Source organism: Flavobacterium sediminilitoris, assembly GCF_023008245.1.
GTDB lineage: Bacteria > Bacteroidota > Bacteroidia > Flavobacteriales > Flavobacteriaceae > Flavobacterium > Flavobacterium sediminilitoris.
Genome location: NZ_CP090145.1, coordinates 2,710,778 through 2,733,297 on the forward strand (window position 1 = coordinate 2,710,778; position 22,520 = coordinate 2,733,297).

Annotated in this window: 16 protein-coding genes; 13 read left to right on the forward strand and 3 right to left on the reverse strand. The window is 29.7% G+C overall.

Features of this window, described 5'->3' with window-relative positions; genetic code table 11:
• Positions 1-3 precede the first annotated feature (3 nt).
• The 5 genes from LXD69_RS12390 (at position 4) to LXD69_RS12410 (ending at position 3,318) form a co-directional block, all read left to right on the forward strand.
• A complete protein-coding gene (locus tag LXD69_RS12390) occupies positions 4-1,338 on the forward strand; it encodes a 2TM domain-containing protein (RefSeq protein ID WP_246915646.1) in 1,335 nt (444 codons plus the stop codon).
• Positions 1,329-1,661 (forward strand): 2TM domain-containing protein, encoded by a 333-nt coding sequence (locus LXD69_RS12395; protein WP_246915647.1) that lies wholly within the window; start codon positions 1,329-1,331, stop codon positions 1,659-1,661. Before LXD69_RS12390 ends, LXD69_RS12395 begins: the two co-directional genes overlap by 10 nt.
• Before the next feature lie 2 nt (positions 1,662-1,663).
• Complete coding sequence (locus LXD69_RS12400; RefSeq protein ID WP_246915648.1) at positions 1,664-1,966, forward strand: 2TM domain-containing protein; 303 nt, start codon at positions 1,664-1,666, stop codon at positions 1,964-1,966.
• Position 1,967: 1 nt separating this feature from the next.
• Positions 1,968-2,330, forward strand: coding sequence for a 2TM domain-containing protein (locus tag LXD69_RS12405; RefSeq protein WP_246915649.1), 363 nt, complete (start codon positions 1,968-1,970; stop codon positions 2,328-2,330).
• 232 nt (positions 2,331-2,562) lie between these two features.
• Positions 2,563-3,318: a LytR/AlgR family response regulator transcription factor gene (locus LXD69_RS12410; protein WP_246915650.1), complete on the forward strand. Its 756-nt coding sequence runs from the start codon at positions 2,563-2,565 to the stop codon at positions 3,316-3,318.
• Positions 3,319-3,344: 26 nt separating this feature from the next.
• Here the strand turns inward: LXD69_RS12410 and LXD69_RS12415 are convergent, their stop codons facing one another.
• The gene (locus LXD69_RS12415; RefSeq protein ID WP_045966797.1) at positions 3,345-3,740 is read right to left on the reverse strand and encodes a DUF1573 domain-containing protein; all 396 of its coding nucleotides are present in this window, start codon (positions 3,738-3,740) and stop codon (positions 3,345-3,347) included.
• A 328-nt stretch (positions 3,741-4,068) separates the two neighbouring features.
• Between LXD69_RS12415 and LXD69_RS12420 the strand changes: the two genes are divergently transcribed.
• From LXD69_RS12420 to LXD69_RS12435, 4 genes are all read left to right on the forward strand, one after another.
• Complete coding sequence (locus tag LXD69_RS12420) at positions 4,069-6,699, forward strand: valine--tRNA ligase (RefSeq protein ID WP_246915651.1); 2,631 nt, start codon at positions 4,069-4,071, stop codon at positions 6,697-6,699.
• A 160-nt stretch (positions 6,700-6,859) separates the two neighbouring features.
• On the forward strand, positions 6,860-9,940 hold the full coding sequence (locus LXD69_RS12425; protein WP_246915652.1) for a GEVED domain-containing protein: 3,081 nt from the start codon (positions 6,860-6,862) through the stop codon (positions 9,938-9,940).
• Positions 9,941-10,099: 159 nt separating this feature from the next.
• Positions 10,100-11,584 carry an aminotransferase class V-fold PLP-dependent enzyme gene (locus tag LXD69_RS12430; protein WP_045966802.1) on the forward strand — a complete coding sequence of 495 codons (1,485 nt, stop codon included), beginning with the start codon at positions 10,100-10,102 and terminating at the stop codon, positions 11,582-11,584.
• A 357-nt stretch (positions 11,585-11,941) separates the two neighbouring features.
• The gene (locus LXD69_RS12435; protein WP_045967448.1) at positions 11,942-13,201 is read left to right on the forward strand and encodes an aminotransferase class I/II-fold pyridoxal phosphate-dependent enzyme; all 1,260 of its coding nucleotides are present in this window, start codon (positions 11,942-11,944) and stop codon (positions 13,199-13,201) included.
• A 74-nt stretch (positions 13,202-13,275) separates the two neighbouring features.
• Here the strand turns inward: LXD69_RS12435 and LXD69_RS12440 are convergent, their stop codons facing one another.
• Together LXD69_RS12440 and LXD69_RS12445 are read right to left on the reverse strand one after the other, a co-directional pair.
• Positions 13,276-14,400, reverse strand: coding sequence for an N-acetyltransferase (locus LXD69_RS12440; RefSeq protein ID WP_045966804.1), 1,125 nt, complete (start codon positions 14,398-14,400; stop codon positions 13,276-13,278).
• Positions 14,401-14,403: 3 nt separating this feature from the next.
• Positions 14,404-15,372 (reverse strand): transporter, encoded by a 969-nt coding sequence (locus LXD69_RS12445; protein ID WP_045966805.1) that lies wholly within the window; start codon positions 15,370-15,372, stop codon positions 14,404-14,406.
• 110 nt (positions 15,373-15,482) lie between these two features.
• On the opposite strand from LXD69_RS12445, the gene LXD69_RS12450 reads away from it, so the two are divergent.
• From LXD69_RS12450 to LXD69_RS12465, 4 genes are all read left to right on the forward strand, one after another.
• Positions 15,483-15,755, forward strand: a complete 273-nt coding sequence (locus LXD69_RS12450; RefSeq protein ID WP_045967449.1) for a DUF4834 family protein — start codon at positions 15,483-15,485, stop codon at positions 15,753-15,755.
• A gap of 88 nt (positions 15,756-15,843) precedes the next feature.
• Entirely contained in the window at positions 15,844-18,351 is a 2,508-nt protein-coding gene (locus tag LXD69_RS12455; RefSeq protein ID WP_246915653.1) for a YfhO family protein, read from the forward strand.
• Between the two features lie 27 nt (positions 18,352-18,378).
• Positions 18,379-19,680, forward strand: coding sequence for a glycosyltransferase family 4 protein (locus LXD69_RS12460; protein WP_246915654.1), 1,302 nt, complete (start codon positions 18,379-18,381; stop codon positions 19,678-19,680).
• A gap of 175 nt (positions 19,681-19,855) precedes the next feature.
• Positions 19,856-22,426: a T9SS type A sorting domain-containing protein gene (locus LXD69_RS12465; RefSeq protein ID WP_246915655.1), complete on the forward strand. Its 2,571-nt coding sequence runs from the start codon at positions 19,856-19,858 to the stop codon at positions 22,424-22,426.
• Positions 22,427-22,520 lie beyond the last annotated feature (94 nt).

The window sequence follows — 22,520 nt, forward strand, 5'->3', positions numbered from 1 at the left end:
TGAATGAATTATATAAAAGAAATAGCAAAATCAATAATACTAGGATTTTTAATATTTATCATATTACAAGGTGTTAATTTAATTGTTAATCAACAATTACCAAGTTTTGATACATTAAAATGGAATTTTATATATACAATTTTATATTCAGTTGTATTGTATATGTCAAATGCTCTTGTTTTTGTTCAACTAGATAAGCATTTTGAAAAAAACAGATTTCATTTAAAAAGATTAATCATTGGGTTTTTATCATCACTCTTTATTTCAGGATTTGTTATTTTTTTATTAAGAATCCTTGAAGATGTTGGATTCGAAAATAAAACGATTAATCAATTTTTAAAAACAGAGAAAGCTTCAAATTATTTAGTTGCAATGATTATTACAATAATAGTAACACTAGCAATTCATTTAATTTATTTTTATAAAGCCTATCAAGAAAGTAAACTTAAAGAGCAGAAAATAATAGCAGGGAATGCTTCTGCGAAGTTTGAAAGTTTAAAAAATCAGTTAGATCCTCATTTTTTATTTAATAGTTTAAATGTTTTAAGTTCATTAATAGAAGAAAATCCAGAAAACGCTCAAAAATTCACAACCTCATTATCTAAAATATATAGATACGTATTAGAACAAAGAGATAAAGAATTGGTTTCTGTTGATGAAGAATTAAAGTTTGCCAAAACTTATATGAATTTATTAAAAATGCGATTTGAAAATAGTATCACATTTGATTTACCAGAAGGCCTAGGTAATGAAGAAGCAAAAGTAGTACCATTATCACTTCAATTATTATTAGAAAATTGCATCAAACACAATGTAGTAAGTGAATCAAGACCACTACACATAAAAATTGCAATAGAAGAAAACCAATTAACAGTAAGTAATAATTTTCAAACGAAAGAAGTATTACAAAGCAGAAAAGGAGTTGGTTTACAAAATATAGTAAACCGTTATGCGATATTAACAAAAAGAAATGTATTAGTGGAAGAAAACGAAAATCATTTTAAAGTTTTCTTACCCATATTAACAAAACAAATTTCAATTATGGAATCAAAAAATATATATAATGAAAACATGGCTTATGTTAGAGCCAAAGAAAGAGTGGAAAAGTTAAAAGGATTTTATGGTAATTTAATTTCGTATTGCAGTGTTATTCCAATATTAATTATTATTAACCTAAATACATCAAAATTTCAATGGTTTTGGTTTCCAATGCTAGGTTGGGGAATGGGATTAATATTTCATGGAATTGAAACATTTGGATATGGTAAATCTTGGGAAGAAAGAAAAATTCAAGAAATATTAGAAAAAGAAAGTAAAGAACAATCAAAATGGAGGTAATAATGGAGCAGAATATTGAAAATCAGATTTTAGAACAAATAGCAAGAAAAAGAGTAAAAAAAATAAAGCAGTTTTATAGTCATTTGTTCATTTTTACAATAGGAGTAATAATTTACATTCTAAAAAAATATTTTGGATTATCAATTAATTTTTGGCCAATACGATTTATTAACGATTTTTTTATGTGGTGTTGGACTTTTGTAATAGTAGTACAAGGTGCTCAATTATTTCTTAGTGAAAGAATACTTGGAAAAAATTGGGAAGAACAAAAAATTAAAAGAATTCTTGAGGAAGAAAAGATAGAAAAACAAAATTGGAGATAGTTATGAAAACGAATGATGAATTTGAACGTTATCAAAAAGCTCAAAAGAAAGTAAAAGAACTAAAAGGTTTCTACAGACATTTATTAGTTTTTGTAATAGTAATGATCGGATTAATTTATATTAATCTAAAATACACACCTGAGGTTTTATGGTTTATTTGGCCTATGATTGGTTCAATAGTTCCGTTGGTTTTTCATGGAGCGAAAATTTCTAATTCTTTTCCTTTTTTTAATAAAGATTGGGAAGAGAAAAAAATTAAGCAATTTATGGAAGAAGAAAAAACGCATAACAATAAATTTGAATAACATGAGTATAGAAAACAGAATAAATAAAAGAACAGAAACAGAAGAAAGTAATAATTTTGTTTCTATAGATTCAGAAGAAATAAAATATCAAAATGCTTTGAAGAAAGTTAAAAGAATAAAAAGTTTTTATTCTCATGCTTTAGTCTATATAGTAATTAATATTATGATAATAATTATTAACATTCAAAGCTTAAATGAAGGAGAAAGTTATTTCCAATTTAAAAATTTTATGACTGCTATTTTTTGGGGAATTGGTTTATTAACACATGGCTTATCGGTTTTTTTACCTGAAATGATTTTAGGAAATAACTGGGAAGAACGTAAAATTAGAGAATTGATGGATAAAAATAATAAATGGGAATAAAAAGATTGAATGATTTAGTAATATTTAAAACAAATACAAGTTTATTTTTAATGTAAGAATAACACATTAATCATAAAATAAACAAAACGTATTTCGTTTATCTTTTGCATACTAAAGAAGAATTATATCAAAAGATTTATGTTTATAGAAGAACAAAACAAAGTATTAAGAAAGTGAAAACACTTTTAAAAATAGAATATTTGAATAGTCGATTTATACAAAAAATAGAATAATGAATATCATAATCATAGAAGACGAAAAACCAGCAGCAAGATTATTACAACGAAAAGTAGAAAAATTGGGATTGCAAATCAAGCAAATGTTACATTCTGTTGAAGAATCATTAAATTGGTTTCAAAATAATGAACATCCTGATTTAATTTTTCTCGATATTCAATTATCAGACGGATTGTCTTTTGAAATTTTTGAACAAATAGATATAAAAAGCGCTGTCATTTTCACTACAGCTTATGATGAATATGCATTAAGAGCCTTCAAACTTAATAGTATTGATTATTTATTAAAACCAATTGATGAAGATGATTTAGAAGTTGCAGTTGCTAAGTTTAAAACCAGAGCATCAATAAATACTTCAGTAAGTCTAGATTTTGAAGCCATAAAAAGAATGTTAGTAAACCCTGTTGAAAGACAATATAAAACTCGTTTCTCAGTTAAAATTGGTCACCAAATAAAAGTAATTTCCATTCAAGAAGTAGAATGTTTTTTTAGCGAAAACAAAGGTACATATATTCATACTTTTGATAATCGCGATTATTTGCTAGATATTACAATGGAACAACTAGAAAATGAGTTAAATCCAAAAGATTTTTTTAGAATAAATAGAAAATACATTCTACCATTAAAAGGAATTAAAGAAATCCAAATACATACAAATTCTCGTTTAAAAATACTTTTATCATCTTATAAAACAGATGAAGTAATAGTTGCAAGAGAAAAAGTAAACGATTTTAAAAATTGGATTGGGTAAAACTATTTACCCAATCCATAAAAAAATTATTTTTTGTCTTTAACAACAATTACAGTTCCTTTAATTCTCAAAGGCACAACACCATTAGGTTTATTAACAGCATTACTTTCAACAGTAATTGTTTTACTAATTGGCCCAGGGTTCATATTATATTTAACAGTAATTTTATCCGATTTTCCAGGTAAAATTGCTTCAGAAGGTTTCGTTGGTATTGTACAACCACAAGTAGAAGTAACATTTTTAATAACTAATGGAGCATTTCCTGTATTTGTGAATTCAAAAACACGTATACCATCATCAACACCTTTCACAACTTCACCATAATTTATTGTTTCTTCTTTAAACTCAATTTTAGGGCCATCTTGAGCAAAAGAATTAACGTTAAATAAAACTACAACTAGTAAGATAAGTAAATTTTTCATCATATTTTAGATTAAGTGTTTATGTAAAAATATATGTTTTAATAAGAAAGAACAAATAAATTAACTTTTTTTATTTTAGCATATATCGTTACTTTTGCAAAATAGTAAAATCAAAAATAGTACCAAACTTTTATGAAAGCGAAAAGATTGGTTATACTTGCTATCCATTTTCCTGCTGTTCGTTTTAGTTTCTGAAACAAGTTCAGAAAGCTACCACTTCCATCAGGGCTATATAGTAAACCATATGTGTTTTTGTAAATAAATAAGAACAAAATAATGGGTAAAATATATATATTTACCTATTAAAATATATAATAACTAAAATTAGATGATACCAGCACAGTTTAACCCAAAAGACGTAGAAAAAAAATGGTACGATTACTGGATGAAAAATAAATATTTTCATTCCACTCCAGACAACCGTACACCTTATACAATAGTAATTCCACCACCTAATGTAACAGGCGTCTTGCACATGGGACACATGCTGAATAATACTATTCAAGATGTTTTAATTCGTCGTGCTCGTTTAAAAGGATTCAATGCTTGTTGGGTACCTGGAACCGACCACGCTTCTATTGCTACAGAAGCCAAAGTAGTAGCAAAATTAAAATCGGAAGGAATTAATAAATCCGATTTAACACGTGAAGAGTTTTTAAAGCACGCTTACGACTGGACCGATAAATACGGTGGTACTATCTTGGAACAATTGAAACAATTAGGTTGTTCTTGCGATTGGGACAGAACCAAGTTTACGATGGATGAAGATATGTCGGCATCTGTTATTAAGTCGTTTGTTGATTTGTACAATAAAGGTATGATTTACCGCGGTTTCCGTATGGTTAACTGGGACCCAGAAGCAAAAACTACTTTGTCGGATGAAGAAGTAATTCACGAAGAACGTCAAGGTAAATTGTATTTTATCAATTATAAAATCGAAGGTAGTAACGATACCTTAACTATTGCAACAACACGTCCAGAAACTATTTTTGGAGATACTGCGGTTTGTATCAACCCAAATGATGAGCGTTTTACGCATTTGAAAGGCAAAAAAGCTATTGTACCTATCTGTAACCGCGTTATTCCAATTATTGAAGATGAGTATGTAGATGTTGAATTTGGAACAGGTTGTTTAAAAGTAACACCAGCACATGATGTTAATGATAAAGAATTAGGTGACAAGCACAATTTAGAGATTATCGATATCTTCAACGAAGATGCTACATTAAACACTTTCGGATTGCAATTTGCAGGAAAAGATCGTTTTGTTGCACGTGAGGAAGTTGCGAAAGAGTTAGAAGCTAATGGAGCTTTGGTGAAAACTGAAGTCCATATGAATAAAGTAGGAACTTCTGAACGCACAAAAGCAGTTATTGAGCCACGTTTGTCAGATCAATGGTTCCTTAAAATGGAAGAGTTAGTAAAACCAGCTATAAAAGCAGTTTTAGAGACAGAAGAAGTAAAATTATATCCAAGTAAATTCAACAATACGTACCGTCACTGGATGGAAAATATTCGCGATTGGAACATTTCGCGACAATTATGGTGGGGACAACAAATTCCTGCGTATTACTATGGTGAAGGTAAGGAAGATTTCGTAGTTGCAGAAAACCCAACAGCTGCTTTAGCTTTGGCACAAACTAAAACCGGAAATCATAACTTAACAGCTGCAGATTTAACACAAGATGCAGATGCATTGGATACTTGGTTCTCGTCATGGTTATGGCCTATGGCAGTTTTTGGAGGCGTTTTAGATCCAGAAAATGAAGATTTTAAATATTATTATCCAACAAACGATTTGGTAACAGGTCCGGATATTTTATTTTTCTGGGTTGCACGTATGATTATTGCAGGTTATGAGTATACGGGTAAAAAACCTTTTAATAATGTATATTTAACGGGATTGGTTCGTGATAAACAACGACGTAAGATGTCAAAATCGTTAGGAAATTCTCCAGATCCACTAGATTTAATTGAGAAGTTTGGTGCCGATGGTGTTCGTGTAGGTTTACTATTGAGTGCCTCTGCAGGAAATGATATCATGTTTGACGAAGAGTTGTGTAACAATGGTAAAGCTTTTGCCAATAAAATTTGGAATGCTTTCCGTTTGATTAAAGGATGGGAAGTAGTAGCAGATATAGCACAGCCAGAAGCTTCAAAAATAGCGATTGATTGGTATGAAGCGAAGTTGCAACAAACTTTAGCTGAAATTGAGGATAATTTTGAAAAATACCGTTTATCAGACGCTTTAATGGCAATTTACAAATTGGTATGGGACGATTTCTGTTCGTGGTTATTAGAGATTATTAAGCCAGGTTACCAACAGCCAATTGACCGTGCTACATTTGACAAAGCAATCGAATTGTTGGAAGCAAACTTGAAATTGTTACATCCGTTTATGCCATTCTTAACGGAAGAAATTTGGCAATATATTGCAGATAGAACTCCAGAGCAAGCTTTAATTGTTTCGGAATGGCCAACAATGAAGGATACTAATGCTGATTTAATTCCAGCGTTTGATTTTGCATCAGAAGTAATTTCAGGTATTCGTACCATTCGTAAAGAAAAGAACATTTCGTTTAAAGATACTATCGACTTGAAAGTAATCAACAATGAAAAAGTAGCTACTACTTTTGATGCGGTTATTTTGAAATTGGGTAATGTAGAAAGTTTAGAATATGTAACGGAAGCTGTTGACGGGTCGTTGACGTTCCGTGTGAAATCAAATGAGTATTTTATTCCAATTTCAGGTAATATTGATGTAGAAGCAGAAGTTGCGAAGCTTGAGGAAGAATTAAAATATATTCAAGGTTTCTTGCGTTCGGTACAAGGAAAGTTGAGCAATGAGAAATTTGTGAATGGTGCACCAGAACAAGTAATTGCTAACGAACGTAAAAAAGAGGCTGATGCTTTAGCAAAGATTGCTACTATTGAACAAAGTTTGTTGAGTTTAAAATAACATTTTTTATATAGTTAAATAAGCCAGATTTGTTAAATAACAAGTCTGGCTTGTTTTTTGTCTATGTTTTTAACCTTTCGTCGATATTTATTTGATAAAAACTATAAATAGTCTAAATTATATATATATTAGCATTTACTTAACAAATTCTTAATATATTATGAAAAAAATTACGCTATCGTTTTTTTTGTTCTTTATTTATTTGATTGGCTTTAGTCAGATATCAATTGGAAATGGAACAAATGAATCGCAATCTTTTCCTTTTGATCCTTTTTTTGGATATTCTTATACGCAAAGTATATATTTATCATCAGAAATTAATGCTTCAGGAGATATAACAGGATTGCAGTGGTACTATAGTGGTACTTCACTATTAACAAATAACCAAGAATTAACTATTTATTTAGGACATACAACAAAAACAGTATTTGATGGAACTCAATCTACTAGTTGGGAACCTGTGTCAAATTTAACAGCTGTTTATACAGGTGGTATTCCTGTAACTGGTCCAGGATGGGTAAGCATTACATTTGATACACCGTTTACATATAATGGAACAGATAATTTAATAATTGCTGTTGATGAAAATATGTCAGGTTATAATAGTTCTTCGGATGATTTTTATAATACTTCTGTAATTGGAAACAGAAGTATAAATTATAGAAGTGACTCTGTAAATCCAGATCCATCGACACCTCCTACAGCTTCATTAGTTGCTTCTTATGTGGCAAATGTAGTTTTAGAAGGAATTACAGAATCATGTCCACTTCCTACAGATGTTACAGTGATTAATATTACAGAATCAACTGCTGATTTAAGTTGGACAGAAAATGGAACATCATTTGATTGGGAATATGTTATACAGCCTGTTGGAACAGGTGCTCCAACAGGTTCAGGGTTAAGTGTAGATCTTAATCCTTGGCTTGTGGCTGATGGTAATGGAATAACTGGTTTAATGCCTTTTACAGAATATGAAATATATTTTAGATCTTTTTGTAGTTTTTCAGATCAAAGTGCTTGGGTTGGACCTGTAAATTTTAAAACTAAATGTGATGTGTTTGCAGTACCTAGTTTAGAAAACTTTTCAACTTATGTTCCTGATTGTTGGGAAGAAGCAGATAATGGTGATTTAACAGCAGGGCCTGATACTTATGGAACTAGTGGATGGGTTGCTGATGGTTTTGGTAATAATGGTTCAACAGGTTCTGCTAGATATGAAATTTGGCAAGCAACAGCAAATGATTGGTTAATTTCTCCAGCTTATTTAATTTCTGCTACAGGTTATGAGTTGAAATTTGATGCTGCGGTAACACAATGGAATACATCTAATGCGCCTACTGGTCCTTGGGAATCAGATGACTATGTTGAGGTTTTAATCTCTACTACAGGAACTAATAATTGGACAGTTTTATATACTTACAATGATACAAATGTACCTGCTCCTACAGGAACAACTAATATAATTGATTTGAGTGCTTATGTAGGTCAGAATGTTAAATTTGCGTTTAGAGTAGTTGAAGGGACTGCTAATGGATCAACGGATCTTAATTTTTACGTTGATAATTTTGAAATTCGTTTAACTCCTATAAACCCACCAGATTGTGTTACAAATTTAGTTGCTACTCCAGATGCTTCATGTGGTAATGAAGCAACAACAATTACTTGGGATGCTGTAAGTGGTGCTGATGGGTATAAAATTACAATAGGAACAACATCTGGAGGAAATGATGTTTTGGATAATGTAGATTTAGGTGTAAACGTTACTTATGATTATATAGGTTTGGTTAATACAAACTATTTTGTTACTGTTACTCCTTATAATCAGAACGGTGATGCTATTGCTTGTTCAGAGATTACTTTTGCTACTAATGTTAATGGTTGTTATTGTCCATCATTGCCAACAAGTAATGATGGTAATGGTATTTCAAATGTTCAATTGGGAGCAACAGATTTTCCAACAGGAGATGTTTTTTATTTTGATCATACAGGAACTACAGTAGATTTAGCAATAGGAATAAATTCAAACGTTCAAATTACTTTTGTTACAGGATATACTTATGATACAAATATTTGGATTGATTTTAACGATAATTATGTTTTTGAAGCATCGGAATTAGTTAAAACAGGAATTGCATCTACTAATGCTAATCCAACTACATTAGATGCTTCATTTATTATGCCAGCATCTGCTAATTTAGGATTACATAGAATGAGAATTGCGACTGCTGATTCTGGTCAATCTACTCCTAATCCTTGTTATTCGGGAACTTATGGTGTTACTTTAGATTTTAATGTAAATGTTGTTACACCACCGTGTTCTCCACTTACATTTGCATCTACAACTTTAGCAAATTGTTCAGGAACAGATTATTTTATAGCTATAGATGTTACAAATTTAGGAGATGGAACACCTTCTATATCAGACGGAACTACAAGTTGGCCTGTTACTGCAACTGGAGTAATTAATGTTGGTCCATTTGCTTTAGGAACTCCTATATCGTTAACAGCTTTACATGGTTCTAGTGCTATTTGTGATGTGCCAGTAGGAACATATAATTATGCGGTATGTCCTCCAGCAAATGATGATTGTGTAAATGCACAAGTATTAATTCCTGGTGGAGTATTTGCAGATAATGCTATTGTAGGAACAAATGTTGGCGCAAGTGATTCTAATGAAACAGCTCCTGGGTGTGCGCTTTATGATGGTGGTGATGTTTGGTATCAAGTAACTGTTCCTGCTTCTGGAAGTTTAACTTTTGAAAATAATACACAAGTAGGAGGAATTACTGATTCTGCTGGTGCAGTTTATAGTGGTTCATGTGGTTCTTTAGTTCTAATTGACTGCGATGATTCTGGAAGTGATGGAGCTAATGATCATCCATTAATTACTGTTTCAGGTAGAACTCCTGGAGAAGTACTTTACTATAGAGTTTGGGAATATAATAATGATTCATTTGGAGAATTTCAAGTTTCAGTTTATGATGCTAGTTTAAGTTCATCTGCTTTTGATTTAACAGGTTTTAGAGCATATCCAAATCCAGTGAAAAATATTCTTAATTTAGAATACAAATCGAATATAACTTCTATAAGTGTATATAATTTATTAGGACAAGAAGTTTTATCAAGAACTATTAATGCTACATCAACAAATGTTGATATGTCTCAATTAAATAGTGGGGCTTATATTGTGAATGTTTCTATAGATGGAGCATTACAAACAATAAAAGTTATAAAAGAATAATATTTGGAATTGATTTAATTTTATTTTAAGAGCTCCAATTTATTGGAGCTCTTTTTGTTTTGTTAAAATCACAATAAATTTTAGCATAATATTATTAAATCTTCATACAAGGAAAATTTTTAAATTTCTGTATCTTTGAAACCACAAATCAGTACTACTATGCTTACTACAGAAACAACAACAACATTAGAATTATATTTTAAGAAATTTAGAGATAATATAATTGGTATAAATCAAACTTTTGATTCTCCTTTTGGTGAAAAAAAAATTATTTATACAGACTGGACAGCTAGTGGCCGTTTATATCGTCCGATAGAAGAAAAGTTAATAAATAAATTTGGACCATTTGTAGCAAATACGCATACAGAAACTACTGTTTCAGGTACAGCTATGACAATGGCATATCATAAAGCAAGACATATCATTAAAAAACATGTAAATGCTAATGAAAATGATATTTTGATTACAGATGGAACTGGAATGACAGGTGTTGTAAATAAATTGCAAAGAATTTTAGGGCTTAGAGTCGCAGAAAATTTAAAGCAGTTTACTAATATTCCTAAAGAATTAAAACCAATTGTTTTTATATCTCATATGGAACATCATTCTAATCAAACATCATGGTTAGAAACAATTGCGGATGTGGTTGTGGTTCCAGCAAATGAAGAAGGGTTGTTTTGTTTGGAAAATTTTAAAGTTCTTCTTGAAGAATATAAAGATAGGAGTTTTAAAATAGCGTCAATAACATCTTGCTCTAATGTAACAGGAATAGAAACACCTTATTACGAAGTAGCAAAAATTATGCATCAAAATAATGGGGTTTGTTTTGTTGATTTTGCTTGTTCAGGCCCTTATGTCAATATTAATATGCATTCAGATGATGAAGAAGCATATTTAGATGCAATCTTTTTCTCACCACATAAATTTTTAGGTGGACCTGGAACATGTGGAGTACTTGTTTTTAATAAAAATTTATATAAAAATAATATCCCTGATTGTCCTGGTGGAGGAACTGTGAGATGGACAAATCCATGGGGAGAGCATCATTATATAGATAATATTGAAGATAGAGAAGACGGAGGTACTCCAGGTTTCTTGCAGGTTATAAGAACAGCTCTTTCAATTCAATTGAAAGAAGAAATGGGGATAAAAAATATCTTAGATAGAGAACATGAGATTACAGAGTATATTTTTGATTCATTAGGAGATATTGAGAATATTAATATTTTAGCCCCTCAACATCAAAATAGATTAGGTGTAATCTCCTTTTATATTAATGATTTGCATTATAATTTAGGAGTAAAAATATTAAACGATAAATTTGGAATTCAAACAAGAGGTGGATGTAGTTGTGCAGGAACTTACGGTCATTACTTATTACATGTAGATCAAGAAACATCAAATAATATTGTTTGTAAAATTTCAGCAGGAGATTTAGAAATGAAGCCAGGTTGGATAAGAATGTCTATTCATCCAACAACAACAAATGATGAAATAAAGTTTGTATGTGATGCTATTAAAGAATTAGCAAAAAATCATGTAGAATGGAAAAAAGATTATTTATATAATACTAAATCAAACGAATTTATACATAAAAATGCAACAAAATTTGAAGAAAAAATAGTTGAAAATTGGTTTAATTAATATTAAACCTTTTTTTATTTCTTTAAAGTAAAGTTTTGAAATAAATACACGAAAGTATATAAAAGTATAAAAGTCAGGGTGGAGCCCCTGACTTCTATGATGAATGTGTAACCACATTTCTGTGTCATTCGGGTACAAATGTAAGTCATTTTTTTTAAATGATATTCTATTTTTTTATTTTTTTGTAAAAAATGAAATTAATTTATAATAAACCTAATGTGTATTTTTTATAAAATGCTCTTTATTAGTTGTTTTCTTCTGTATTAAGAGAAAATCTTCATTATGAACTTCTAAAAATAAATTATGTTAGAAACTATTTAATTCTTATTTTTGCACGTTTTCAAAATGAAAAATATTATGGTAAAAGATTTATTTGAGAGAATACAAAATAATAAAGGTCCTTTAGGGAAGTGGGCATCACAAGCAGAAGGATATTATGTTTTTCCTAAATTAGAAGGAGAATTAGGTCCAAGAATGAAATTTCATGGAAAAGAAATTTTAAATTGGAGTCTTAATGATTATTTAGGTTTAGCTAATCATCCAGAAGTTAGAAAAGTTGATGCGGAAGCAGCTACTCAATATGGTGCAGCATATCCTATGGGAGCTCGTATGATGAGTGGTCACACAGATATACATGAGCAATTAGAACAAGAACTAGCTGCTTTTGTAAAAAAAGAGTCTGCATATTTATTGAATTTTGGTTATCAAGGAATAATGTCATGTATTGATGCTTTAGTAACTAAAAATGATATTATTGTTTATGATGTAGATGCTCATGCATGTATTATAGATGGTGTACGCTTACATATGGGAAAACGTTTTACATATAAGCATAATGATCTTGAAAGTATGGAGAAAAACCTTCAGAGGGCTACTAAAATGGCTGAAGAAACTGGAGGAGGAATTCTATTCATTACTGAAGGTGTTTTTGGTATGAGGGGACAACAAGGTAAATTAAAAGAAATCGTAGCATTAAAAGAAAAATATAATTTTAGATTATTAGTAGATGATGCTCATGGTTTTGGTACACTTGGAAAAACTGGAGCAGGAGCAGGAGAAGAGCAAGGATGTCAAGACGGTATTGATGTTTATTTTTCTACTTTCGCAAAATCAATGGCAAGTATTGGTGCTTTCTTAGCAGCAGATAAAGACATTATTGATTATTTAAAATATAATTTGCGTTCTCAAATGTTTGCTAAATCATTACCAATGATTCAAACAGTTGGTGCACTAAAACGTTTACAATTATTAAGAGATAATCCTAGTTTAAAAGATAAACTTTGGGAAAATGTAAACGCATTGCAAAATGGATTGAAAGAGAAAGGATTTAATATTGGAGACACAAATACTTGTGTAACGCCTGTATATCTTGAAGGGTCAATTCCAGAAGCTATGGTAATGGTAAATGATTTGAGAGAGAATTATGGTATTTTCTTATCAATTGTTGTTTATCCAGTAATACCTAAAGGAATAATCTTATTAAGAATGATTCCTACAGCATCTCACACTTTAAATGATGTAAATGAAACATTAACTGCTTTTGAAGCAATTAGAGAAAAACTAGTTAATGGAACATACAAGAAAATTGCTGAAGCGACAACAGTAGATGTATCTTAAGTAAGATTCTAATATATTAAAAAAATCCATTCAATTAATTGAATGGATTTTTTTATTGTAGTAAAGAAAAATAACTAACTTTTTAAAAGTTTGCTATAAGTTCTTCTACGTTTAGTAATTTTAGTATTGAAATGTTTCCAAAGGTTTTGAATGGCTGTGTTTTCCTCTAATTCAGGAGTTCTAACGCAAGTTTCTATACCTTTTGCTGAACAAACTTTGTAATATTCTTCAAAGATAATAGAAGTAACCCCTTTACTTTGATATTCAGGAGTAACACCAATTAAATAAAAAACAGCTTCTTTAGAATTTTTTCTAGCTTTTAGTAAATGATAAAATCCAAAAGGAAATAATTTCCCGTTTGCTTTTTTCAAAGCTTCACTAAATCCAGGCATAACAATAGCGAAAGCAACCATTTTATGATCTTTATCAACAATAAATTTTATAAATTCAGGATTAATAAAACTAATGTATTTTTTCTTAAAATATTCTTTTTGGACATCATTTATAGCTACAAAAGATTGAAGTTTTGAGTATGTTTCATTAAATAATTCGAACATTTCATCAACATAAGGCATTATGTCTTTCGTTTTAGTAAAATTTAATGATTTTAAGCCATAACGTTGTTGAATTAAAGTACTTATTTTATTAAAAGGAGTCGGATCGATATTACTAAATGAAAAACTACTTTCTATATACTCTTTCTCTTTTGTTAGACCTAATTTTTCAAAATGATCTTTATAATAAGGCATACTATACCATGTTACCATATTTCCCATTTCTTCAAAGCCTTCAATTAGAACTCCAACTTTATCAAGATTTGAGAAACCAATAGGTCCTTCAACCATCTCTAAGTTATGTTTGTTTCCTAATTCATAAACTTTATCTAGTAAAGCTTTTGTAACTTCTATATCGTCAATTACATCAAACCATCCAAAACGAACTTTACTTTTCTTTAGAATATTTACTTCGTCCCAATTAATAATCGCAGCAATTTTGCCAACTATTTTATTGTTCTTATAGGCTAAGTAAAAATATGCTTCAGCACTTTGAAATGCAGGATTTTTAGTCTTGTCAAACGTTTCTAATTCTTCAGAAATTATAGGAGGAATCCAATAAGGATTATTTTTATATAAATCAAAAGAGAATAAAATGTACTCTTTTAAATCTTTTTTCGTAACAGCTTCTTTTATTGTTATCATAGTTTATTTAACTTCAACTTCGTCTTTGCGTTTTCTTTTTTCTTTTTCAGCTTTTTTCTTCATTTTCTTATCCATTTTGCTGCCATTATCCTTTTCAATTTTTACTTCATTGTAATTTTTGTCAAAACGCCATGAAAAACCTACTCCTGCATTGAAAAGACTAGGAGTATTTTTAATATTTGTACCAATAGATGCATCTATTTGCATTGATTTATTGAATAAATACGCAGCTCCAACTCTAAAAATACCATCAGAATAATAATCACCATTGTAACCTTGATTTTCAACAAATCCAGACCATTTATCATTAAATCCTCTCGTTAGCGTTATTACATAATTTATGGAAGCTAAATCAGAACCTATTTTGTCATACATTATGTTTGTAACAAAAACCCATTGTCTTCCAAAATGATTTTGTGCAATAATCATTGCTTTCGGGCTTACAGTTGGTTCTTCAATGTAAGATGGCGCAAAATTAAATGGATTATCAGATAAGTTAAAGTTTACACCAGCATAAGCTGCAACAGCAGGAATAAATTGTCTCCATTTGAATTTATTATTTGCTTTCCAACTGTATAAGTTTACTTTTTCTTCATAATTTTTAAAAGGATCATAAATTAAATATTTAGCTCCTATAATTGTTTTTTTTAGTGCAGAACGATTTTTGTCTTCAAATGAAGAGGCATAACTATCGTTTTGATATTGTAATTCAGCTATAAATTCTAATTCTTCAAAGAATAATCCCCATCTAAGATCTAATTCTCCAATAAAACCATTTGCAGTATACTTTAATTTAGCATGATCTTCATTCTGAAAATTTAAACCAATCTCTGTTTGAATCACAGATTTACCAACAGAAAAAGCCATCATAGATTTCCCTGGACGATTTGAATTGATTTCGTCCGTATATTGTGCAAACAAAACTTGTGAGCCAAAGAGAAATAAAAAGAAGAATAGTTTAGTGTATTTCATTATGCAAAAAATTTATTTCCAAAAATAGTATTTTTATAATAATTTTAAGAAACAATAATAGGGTTTTATCTACTATTATGTATACTTTTGAACTATTAAATGAATTTAAAATGGAAATAGCATCATTTACAGGGTTTCTTAAGACCTTAGTTTATATTATTTTGTTTTGGTATTTATTCAAATTTCTGATTAAAATATTTGCACCAATATTAATGCAAAAAGCAGTAAATAAAGTGCAACAAAAAATGGAAGAACAAATGAATGGGCAATTTGGACAACAAAATGCGTATACAAATAGAAATACTCAACAAAATAATGAGAAAAAAATGCCTACAGAGAAAAAGAAAGTAGGAGAATATGTCGATTTTGAAGAAATTGACTAAAAATACTTTATCAAGTTGTTAAAAAGGATATTATTGCAATATCCTTTTTTTATTTACCTTAGCGTTTTATTTCAGATATATCTTACCAATGAAAAAAATTCAGTCTTTATTACCTCATTTTATTGCTATTGTTGGATTTGTACTTGTAGCTATTATTTATTTTTATCCAGTTCTTGAAGGAAAGAAAATCTATCAATCTGATATTGCGCAATATACAGGAATGGCAAAAGAGCAGAATGATTTTAGAAAAGAGAATAATGCTGAACCTTATTGGACAAATAGCGCTTTTGGAGGTATGCCAACCTATCAATTAGGGGCAAATTATCCGCATAATTATGTTAAAAAATTAGATACTGTTTTACGATTTTTACCTAGACCCGCAGATTATTTATTTTTATATTTTATAGGGTTTTATATTCTATTAATGGTATTAAAAATAGATCCATTAAAAGCTTTTTTTGGAGCATTAGCATTTGGTTTTTCAACTTATCTTATAATTATTTTAGGTGTTGGTCATAATGCAAAAGCACATGCAATTGCTTATATGCCAATGGTTTTAGCAGGTGTTTTATTGGTTTTTCAAAGAAAATATATCATTGGAGGAATTTTAACGATGATTGCTGCTGCATTGGAGATTCAGGCAAATCATTTTCAAATGACTTATTACTTGTTAATTTTATTATTGGTTGTAGCCGGATTTTATATCTACCAATTTATAAAAGAGAAAGCATTCACTGAATTAGGTAAAGTTATAGGCGTTTTTGCTGTAGCCGGACTTTTAGCAATAGGAGCAAATGCAACTAATTTATTGGCAACATCAGAATATGCCGATTATAGTATTAGAGGAAAGAGTGAATTAACTTTTAATCCTGATGGATCACAAAACACTACAAATTCTTCCATGAAATATGAATATATTACAGAATATAGTTATGGAATAGGAGAAAGTTTTAATTTAATTGCTCCAAAGCTTTTTGGAGGAGGAAATAATGAAACTCTTGATGAAAAATCTTCATTATATAATTTTTTAATTAATTACGGTGCTTCTCACAATGAAGCTCTTCAAACAGTGAGTTATTATGGGAAAACATATTGGGGAGATCAACCTATAGTTGCTGCTCCAGCATATATAGGAGCAATTGTTTTTTTCTTAGCTGTTTTAGGGTTATTTAATGATAAAAGAAAAATAAAATATGCCTTTCTAATAGGTGCAATCATTTCATTACTGCTATCATGGGGGAAAAATTTCGACTTTTTAACTCGCTTTTTTATAGATTATGTTCCTTTATACGATAAGTTTCGTGCTGTTTCTTCAATACAAGTCGTATTAGAATTGTGTATTCCTATTCTTGCTTTAATGGGACTACAATCGTTCTTTAATGAAGATAAAGAAAAACAATTAAAGAGTTTGATGAAAGCTTCAGCAGTGAGTTTAGGATTGATTCTCTTTTTACTACTTTTTAAAGGAATCTTCTTTAATTTTTCTGGTTCTGTTGATCAAAGATTAATTGAAATGTTTGCAGAAGCACAAGACAGATCATTTGCGATAGATTTTATTAAGGCATTAAAAGAGGATAGAAAAAGTATGTACGTGAACGATTTAATGCGTTCAGGAGGATTTATATTGATAGTAGGAGCTATTTTATGGCTGTTTATTAAAAATAAATTAGGAAAAACAACCGCAATAGTTATGGTTGGTGTTTTAATGGTTTCTGATTTATTCCTGATAGATAAAAACTATGTAAGTGCAAAAGATTTTATTAGCGCAAGACAGGTTGATACTCCTTTTGAAGCAAGCGAAGTAGACAATCAAATATTGAAAGATACTTCAGTTTATAGAGTATATGAAATACAAGGAAGATTACAAGCAAGAACGTCATACTTCCATAAATCTGTAGGAGGTTACAGCGCAGTAAGACCAAGACGATTTGATCAATTATTCGAATATAATATAGAAAACAACATTAATGAATTAGGAAGTTCCATTGATTTTGAAACATTGAGTTTTACCAAAAACAATGCTACTTTAGATGCATTAAATGTTAAATATGTAATTGTTCCAACTGGGAAAGGTGATATTGCAATAACTAATCCTTTTGCAAACGGAAATGCTTGGTTTGTAGAAAAGATTAAAATGGTTAATTCTGCTGACGAAGAAATGAAAGCCTTGGACAATTTAGACACAAAGAAAACAGCTATAATTAATACAAACGAATTAAAAGTAAAAGGTAATCTTCCAAATGAGTTTAGAAAAGATTCTTTAGCCTCTATAAAGTTGAATGTCTACAAACCTAATTATTTAAAATATACAGCTAATAATACAAATGATGGTTTTGCAGTATTTTCTGAAACTTATTACAAAAATGGATGGAAAGCTACTATTGATGGGAAAAATGCATCAATTTTTAAAGTAGACTATGTTTTAAGAGGATTACAGATACCAGCAGGAAAGCACACAATTGAATTTACATTTGACCCACAAGTAGTAAAAACAGGAAGTTCAATTGCTTTAATGAGTTCAATAGGTATGATTCTTTTAATTTTAGGAGGTGTTTATTTTGAAGTGAAAAGAAACAAGATAGAAGTAAAAAAATAGAGATATTTATAAACAAAATTGCTAAAATTGAATCCTAAAAAAGTACTCATTGTTTCCTATTATTGGCCACCAGCAGGAGGACCAGGAGTACAACGATGGCTGAAATTTGTGAAATATTTGCCTGAATTTGGAATCGAACCACATGTTTATATTCCAGAAAACCCAACATATCCATTATTAGATGAAAAATTATTGAATGAGGTTTCAAGTGATGCAATTATTGTAAAAAATAAAATTTTTGAACCTTACGGATTAGCTTCTATTTTCTCGAAAAAAAAAGCTAAAAAAATTAGTTCTGGTATAATTCCAAATCAGAAAAAACAATCATTTGTAGAAAAAGCAATGCTATGGATTAGGGGAAATCTTTTTATTCCTGATGCACGTGTTTTTTGGGTAAAACCATCTGTCAAATTTTTAAAAAAGTATCTTTTAGAGAATCAAATAGATATTGTTATAACAACTGGTCCACCACACAGTTTACATCTTATTGGATTACATCTTAAAAAAGAAATTGATATTAATTGGATTGCCGATTTTCGAGATCCTTGGACAACAATAGGATACCACAAACAATTAAAATTGAGTAATTGGGCAAAAGAAAAACATAAAACCTTAGAGAGGGAAGTTTTAAATACTTGTGATGGAATTATAGTTACATCTGAAAATACGAAAAAGGAATTTGAAAAAATTACAACTAAACCAATTGACGTTATTACAAATGGATATGATATTGAAAAAGTAGTAAAAAAACCATTAGATAAAAAATTTACTTTAGCACATATTGGTTCGTTTTTATCAGAAAGAAACCCTCAAATTCTTTGGCAAGTTTTATCAGAATTAATAAGTGAAAATATAGACTTTGCTAATGCATTTCAACTAAAATTGATAGGGGCGGTAAGCAATGAAGTCTTAGAAAGTATAGCTAATTATAATTTAAATTCATTTGTAAATTATTTAGGTTATGTTTCACATGAAATAGCACTACAAGAACAAAGATGTTCACAAATATTACTCTTAATCGAAATAAATTCTGAGGAAACCAAATGTATTATTCCAGGTAAATTATTTGAATATATGGTTTCAGAGCGTCCTATAATAGCTATTGGACCAAATGATACTGACTTTGAAAAAATTATAAAAGAAACAAATTCAGGATTGTTTTTTAATTATTCAGACAAAGATATTTTAAAGACAGAAATATTAAGATTGTTTAAATTATATTTAGAATGTAATTTAAAAACTTACCCTGTTGGTTTACAGAAGTATAGTAGACTAAAGTTGACAGAAACTTTAGCAAAAAAACTCAAGGTTTCTTCTCTAGATTTTTAAATAATTTTAATTTTGTTATAATTATATTATTAATTCGTTTTTTTGTGTTATTACCTGTTTTTTGACTAGTCTATTTGTGTTTTATTTGTTTTTTAACAACAAATATATTTTTTCAATAATCTAAGATTGTTTTTTTATTTTATGTTTGCTAATCAACAAATTAACAAATTAAAACATGAAAAACTTTATTAAATTTTGGATTACAGTCTTGTTTGTAGGCCAGTCTTATGGTCAGGAAATTGAAAAAAATGATGAATTTTTTGGAATAATAGAAAACACAAATTTATCTATTGAAGAAATTGAGAAAATTGGGAATGCTCGATTTAAAAAGGATGAAACAGGTAAAACAACTGTAGATACTGGTCGTGGAAGTGGGTATAAACAATTTCAACGATTTTTATATGAGCGTTATTTCCATTTAAATGAAGGTGGATATTTAGTTTCACCTGTTGTAGAACAAGAAAACTATTCAAGAGCAGTTACTGATCCAGAAAACCTTTTAAAAGCAGCAGCAGGAACATGGACAAATGATGGACCTTATAGTTGGAATAGAACATCTGGTTGGAATCCAGGAAATGGAAGATTAACCACAATGGCTATTCATCCTTCTTATCCAAATACTATCTATGTAGGTTCTCCTGGAGGAGGAGTTTGGAAAACAACAAATGGAGGAAGTTCTTGGCAGCCATTAACAGATTACAACTCTTCATGGATGAATATTTATTCTTTAGCAATTGATCCAGCAAATGCAAATATTATTTATGCAGGAACATCGAGTGGCGTTATTTTTAAATCTACAAATGGAGGATCTAGTTGGTCTAATTTAGGAACTGGTCCTAGCGGTAATATTAAAAAAATAGTAGTTCATCCATCAAACTCAAGCATTGTATTTGCATGTGCAGCAAATGGATTATGGCGTTCTACAAACAGTGGATTAACTTGGACAGTGACAACAGGAACTCAAAATTTACGAACAGAAGATGTAGAGTTTAAGCCTGGAAATCCAAATACAATGTATGCTTCAGGAGACTATATTTGGTTGTCTACAGACAATGGTCAAACATGGCAAAGACTCGATTCTACACATGGAATTTCAGATTTTAGAAGTAGAATCCTTTTAGCAGTTACACCAAATAATCCAAATGTTGTTTATGCTGTTCAGGCAAGTTCAAATAGAAACACTTTTGGTAAACTATATAGATCTACAAATAGCGGAGCTAGTTATTCAACAATGGTTACAGGAAATACAACTGGAAAAAACTATTTTGGATACAATACAAATGGTATTGATACTAGAGGTCAAGCTTATTATGATATGGCAATTTGTGTTTCTCCATCTAATTATAATGAAGTTCATATAGGTGGGATTATTACATGGAAATCAACTAATGGAGGAACTTCGTTTACAGCTACTACAGAGTGGAGTTTACCAAATTCAACAGGATATAATCATGCAGATATACATGGTTTAGAATTTATGGGAAATACTTTATACTCATTATCTGATGGAGGTATTTATAAAAGTACAAATAATGCTAGCGATTGGATTAATATTTCAAACGGACTTTCTATTAGACAATTTTATAGAATGGGAAGTTCTGCTACCGATTCAAATATTTATACTGGTGGAGCACAAGATAATGGTTCAGTAGCCAAAAATGCATCAGGTTATAGAGATTGGTTAGGTGCAGATGGAATGGAAGGAATGGTAGCTCCTAATAATCCAAATTATATATATGGAACCTCTCAAAACGGGCAATTGTATTCTTCAAGTAATGGAGGTTCAACAAGGAGTACTTTATTTAATATGGGAACATATGGAGGTGCTTGGGTAACTCCTTTTGTAATGCATCCAACAAGTAATTCTATAATTTATTCAGGAGCAAATGGTATTTATAAATCGACAAATGGAGGAAGTAGTTTTAGTAAAATTTCAGGAACTAGCGTTGTAGGAACAGTATCTGATTTAGCATTGTCTCCATCTAATCCTTCGGTTATTTATGGATGTGTAGGAACTAAAATTTATTACTCTAATAATGATGGTACAAATTGGTATACTTATACTAGCCCTAAAGGAAGTGTAACAGATATTGCTGTAGATCCAAATTTATCGAATGTTATTTATTATACTACAAATAATGCTACTACAACAGGAGGAAGAGTTTTTAAATTAGATGTAAATACTGCTACAACTACAGATATTTCAGGGACATTGCCTAAAATTGCATTCAGATCGATAGCTATTGAATCTACAACGGGAAAAATATATGCAGCAGGTAATATAGGAGTGTATGCTTCTGCAAATAATGGAACTTCTTGGACAAATATTACATATAATTTACCATCAGTTGCTATTAATGAAATTGATATTCAGAAAAGTACTGGAAAATTGAGAGTAGCTACCTATGGAAGAGGTATTTGGACATATTCTTTATCTGCAAAAGTAGCATCAAAATTATCAAGTGAAGATGATATTAAAATCATAGACAATATAGATACTGAAAGGAACATTTTTCCTAATCCAGCTACAAATAACTTAAATATTAATATTGCTAAATATGATAATATAGCAACTATTATTATTTCAGATATTCACGGTAGAGTGGTAAATAGAATTGATAATTTAACTAAGTTGACTAATGATATCTTAGAAGTTGATATTACTACATATGAAAAAGGAGTGTATATTATACAATTCTATGATTCAAATGGAGTATTAGATTCGGCTAAATTCTTGAAAGAATAAAAAAAGGATATTAGATAAAAAATATAAATAGCTTGATTTTTTTCAAGCTATTTTTTTGTGCTTCATTTTATAAGTAAAAAAATTAAAAACGTTT

Bases quoted from the DNA above. Each gene is read 5' to 3' on its own strand.
- LXD69_RS12390 (WP_246915646.1), top strand. From the start codon at position 4: ATGAATTATATAAAAGAAATAGCAAAATCAATAATACTAGGATTTTTA.
- LXD69_RS12395 (WP_246915647.1), top strand. From the start codon at position 1,329: ATGGAGGTAATAATGGAGCAGAATATTGAAAATCAGATTTTAGAACAA.
- LXD69_RS12400 (WP_246915648.1), top strand. From the start codon at position 1,664: ATGAAAACGAATGATGAATTTGAACGTTATCAAAAAGCTCAAAAGAAA.
- LXD69_RS12405 (WP_246915649.1), top strand. From the start codon at position 1,968: ATGAGTATAGAAAACAGAATAAATAAAAGAACAGAAACAGAAGAAAGT.
- LXD69_RS12410 (WP_246915650.1), top strand. From the start codon at position 2,563: ATGAATATCATAATCATAGAAGACGAAAAACCAGCAGCAAGATTATTA.
- LXD69_RS12415 (WP_045966797.1), bottom strand. From the start codon at position 3,740: ATGAAAAATTTACTTATCTTACTAGTTGTAGTTTTATTTAACGTTAAT.
- LXD69_RS12420 (WP_246915651.1), top strand. From the start codon at position 4,069: ATGATACCAGCACAGTTTAACCCAAAAGACGTAGAAAAAAAATGGTAC.
- LXD69_RS12425 (WP_246915652.1), top strand. From the start codon at position 6,860: ATGAAAAAAATTACGCTATCGTTTTTTTTGTTCTTTATTTATTTGATT.
- LXD69_RS12430 (WP_045966802.1), top strand. From the start codon at position 10,100: ATGCTTACTACAGAAACAACAACAACATTAGAATTATATTTTAAGAAA.
- LXD69_RS12435 (WP_045967448.1), top strand. From the start codon at position 11,942: ATGGTAAAAGATTTATTTGAGAGAATACAAAATAATAAAGGTCCTTTA.
- LXD69_RS12440 (WP_045966804.1), bottom strand. From the start codon at position 14,400: ATGATAACAATAAAAGAAGCTGTTACGAAAAAAGATTTAAAAGAGTAC.
- LXD69_RS12445 (WP_045966805.1), bottom strand. From the start codon at position 15,372: ATGAAATACACTAAACTATTCTTCTTTTTATTTCTCTTTGGCTCACAA.
- LXD69_RS12450 (WP_045967449.1), top strand. From the start codon at position 15,483: ATGGAAATAGCATCATTTACAGGGTTTCTTAAGACCTTAGTTTATATT.
- LXD69_RS12455 (WP_246915653.1), top strand. From the start codon at position 15,844: ATGAAAAAAATTCAGTCTTTATTACCTCATTTTATTGCTATTGTTGGA.
- LXD69_RS12465 (WP_246915655.1), top strand. From the start codon at position 19,856: ATGAAAAACTTTATTAAATTTTGGATTACAGTCTTGTTTGTAGGCCAG.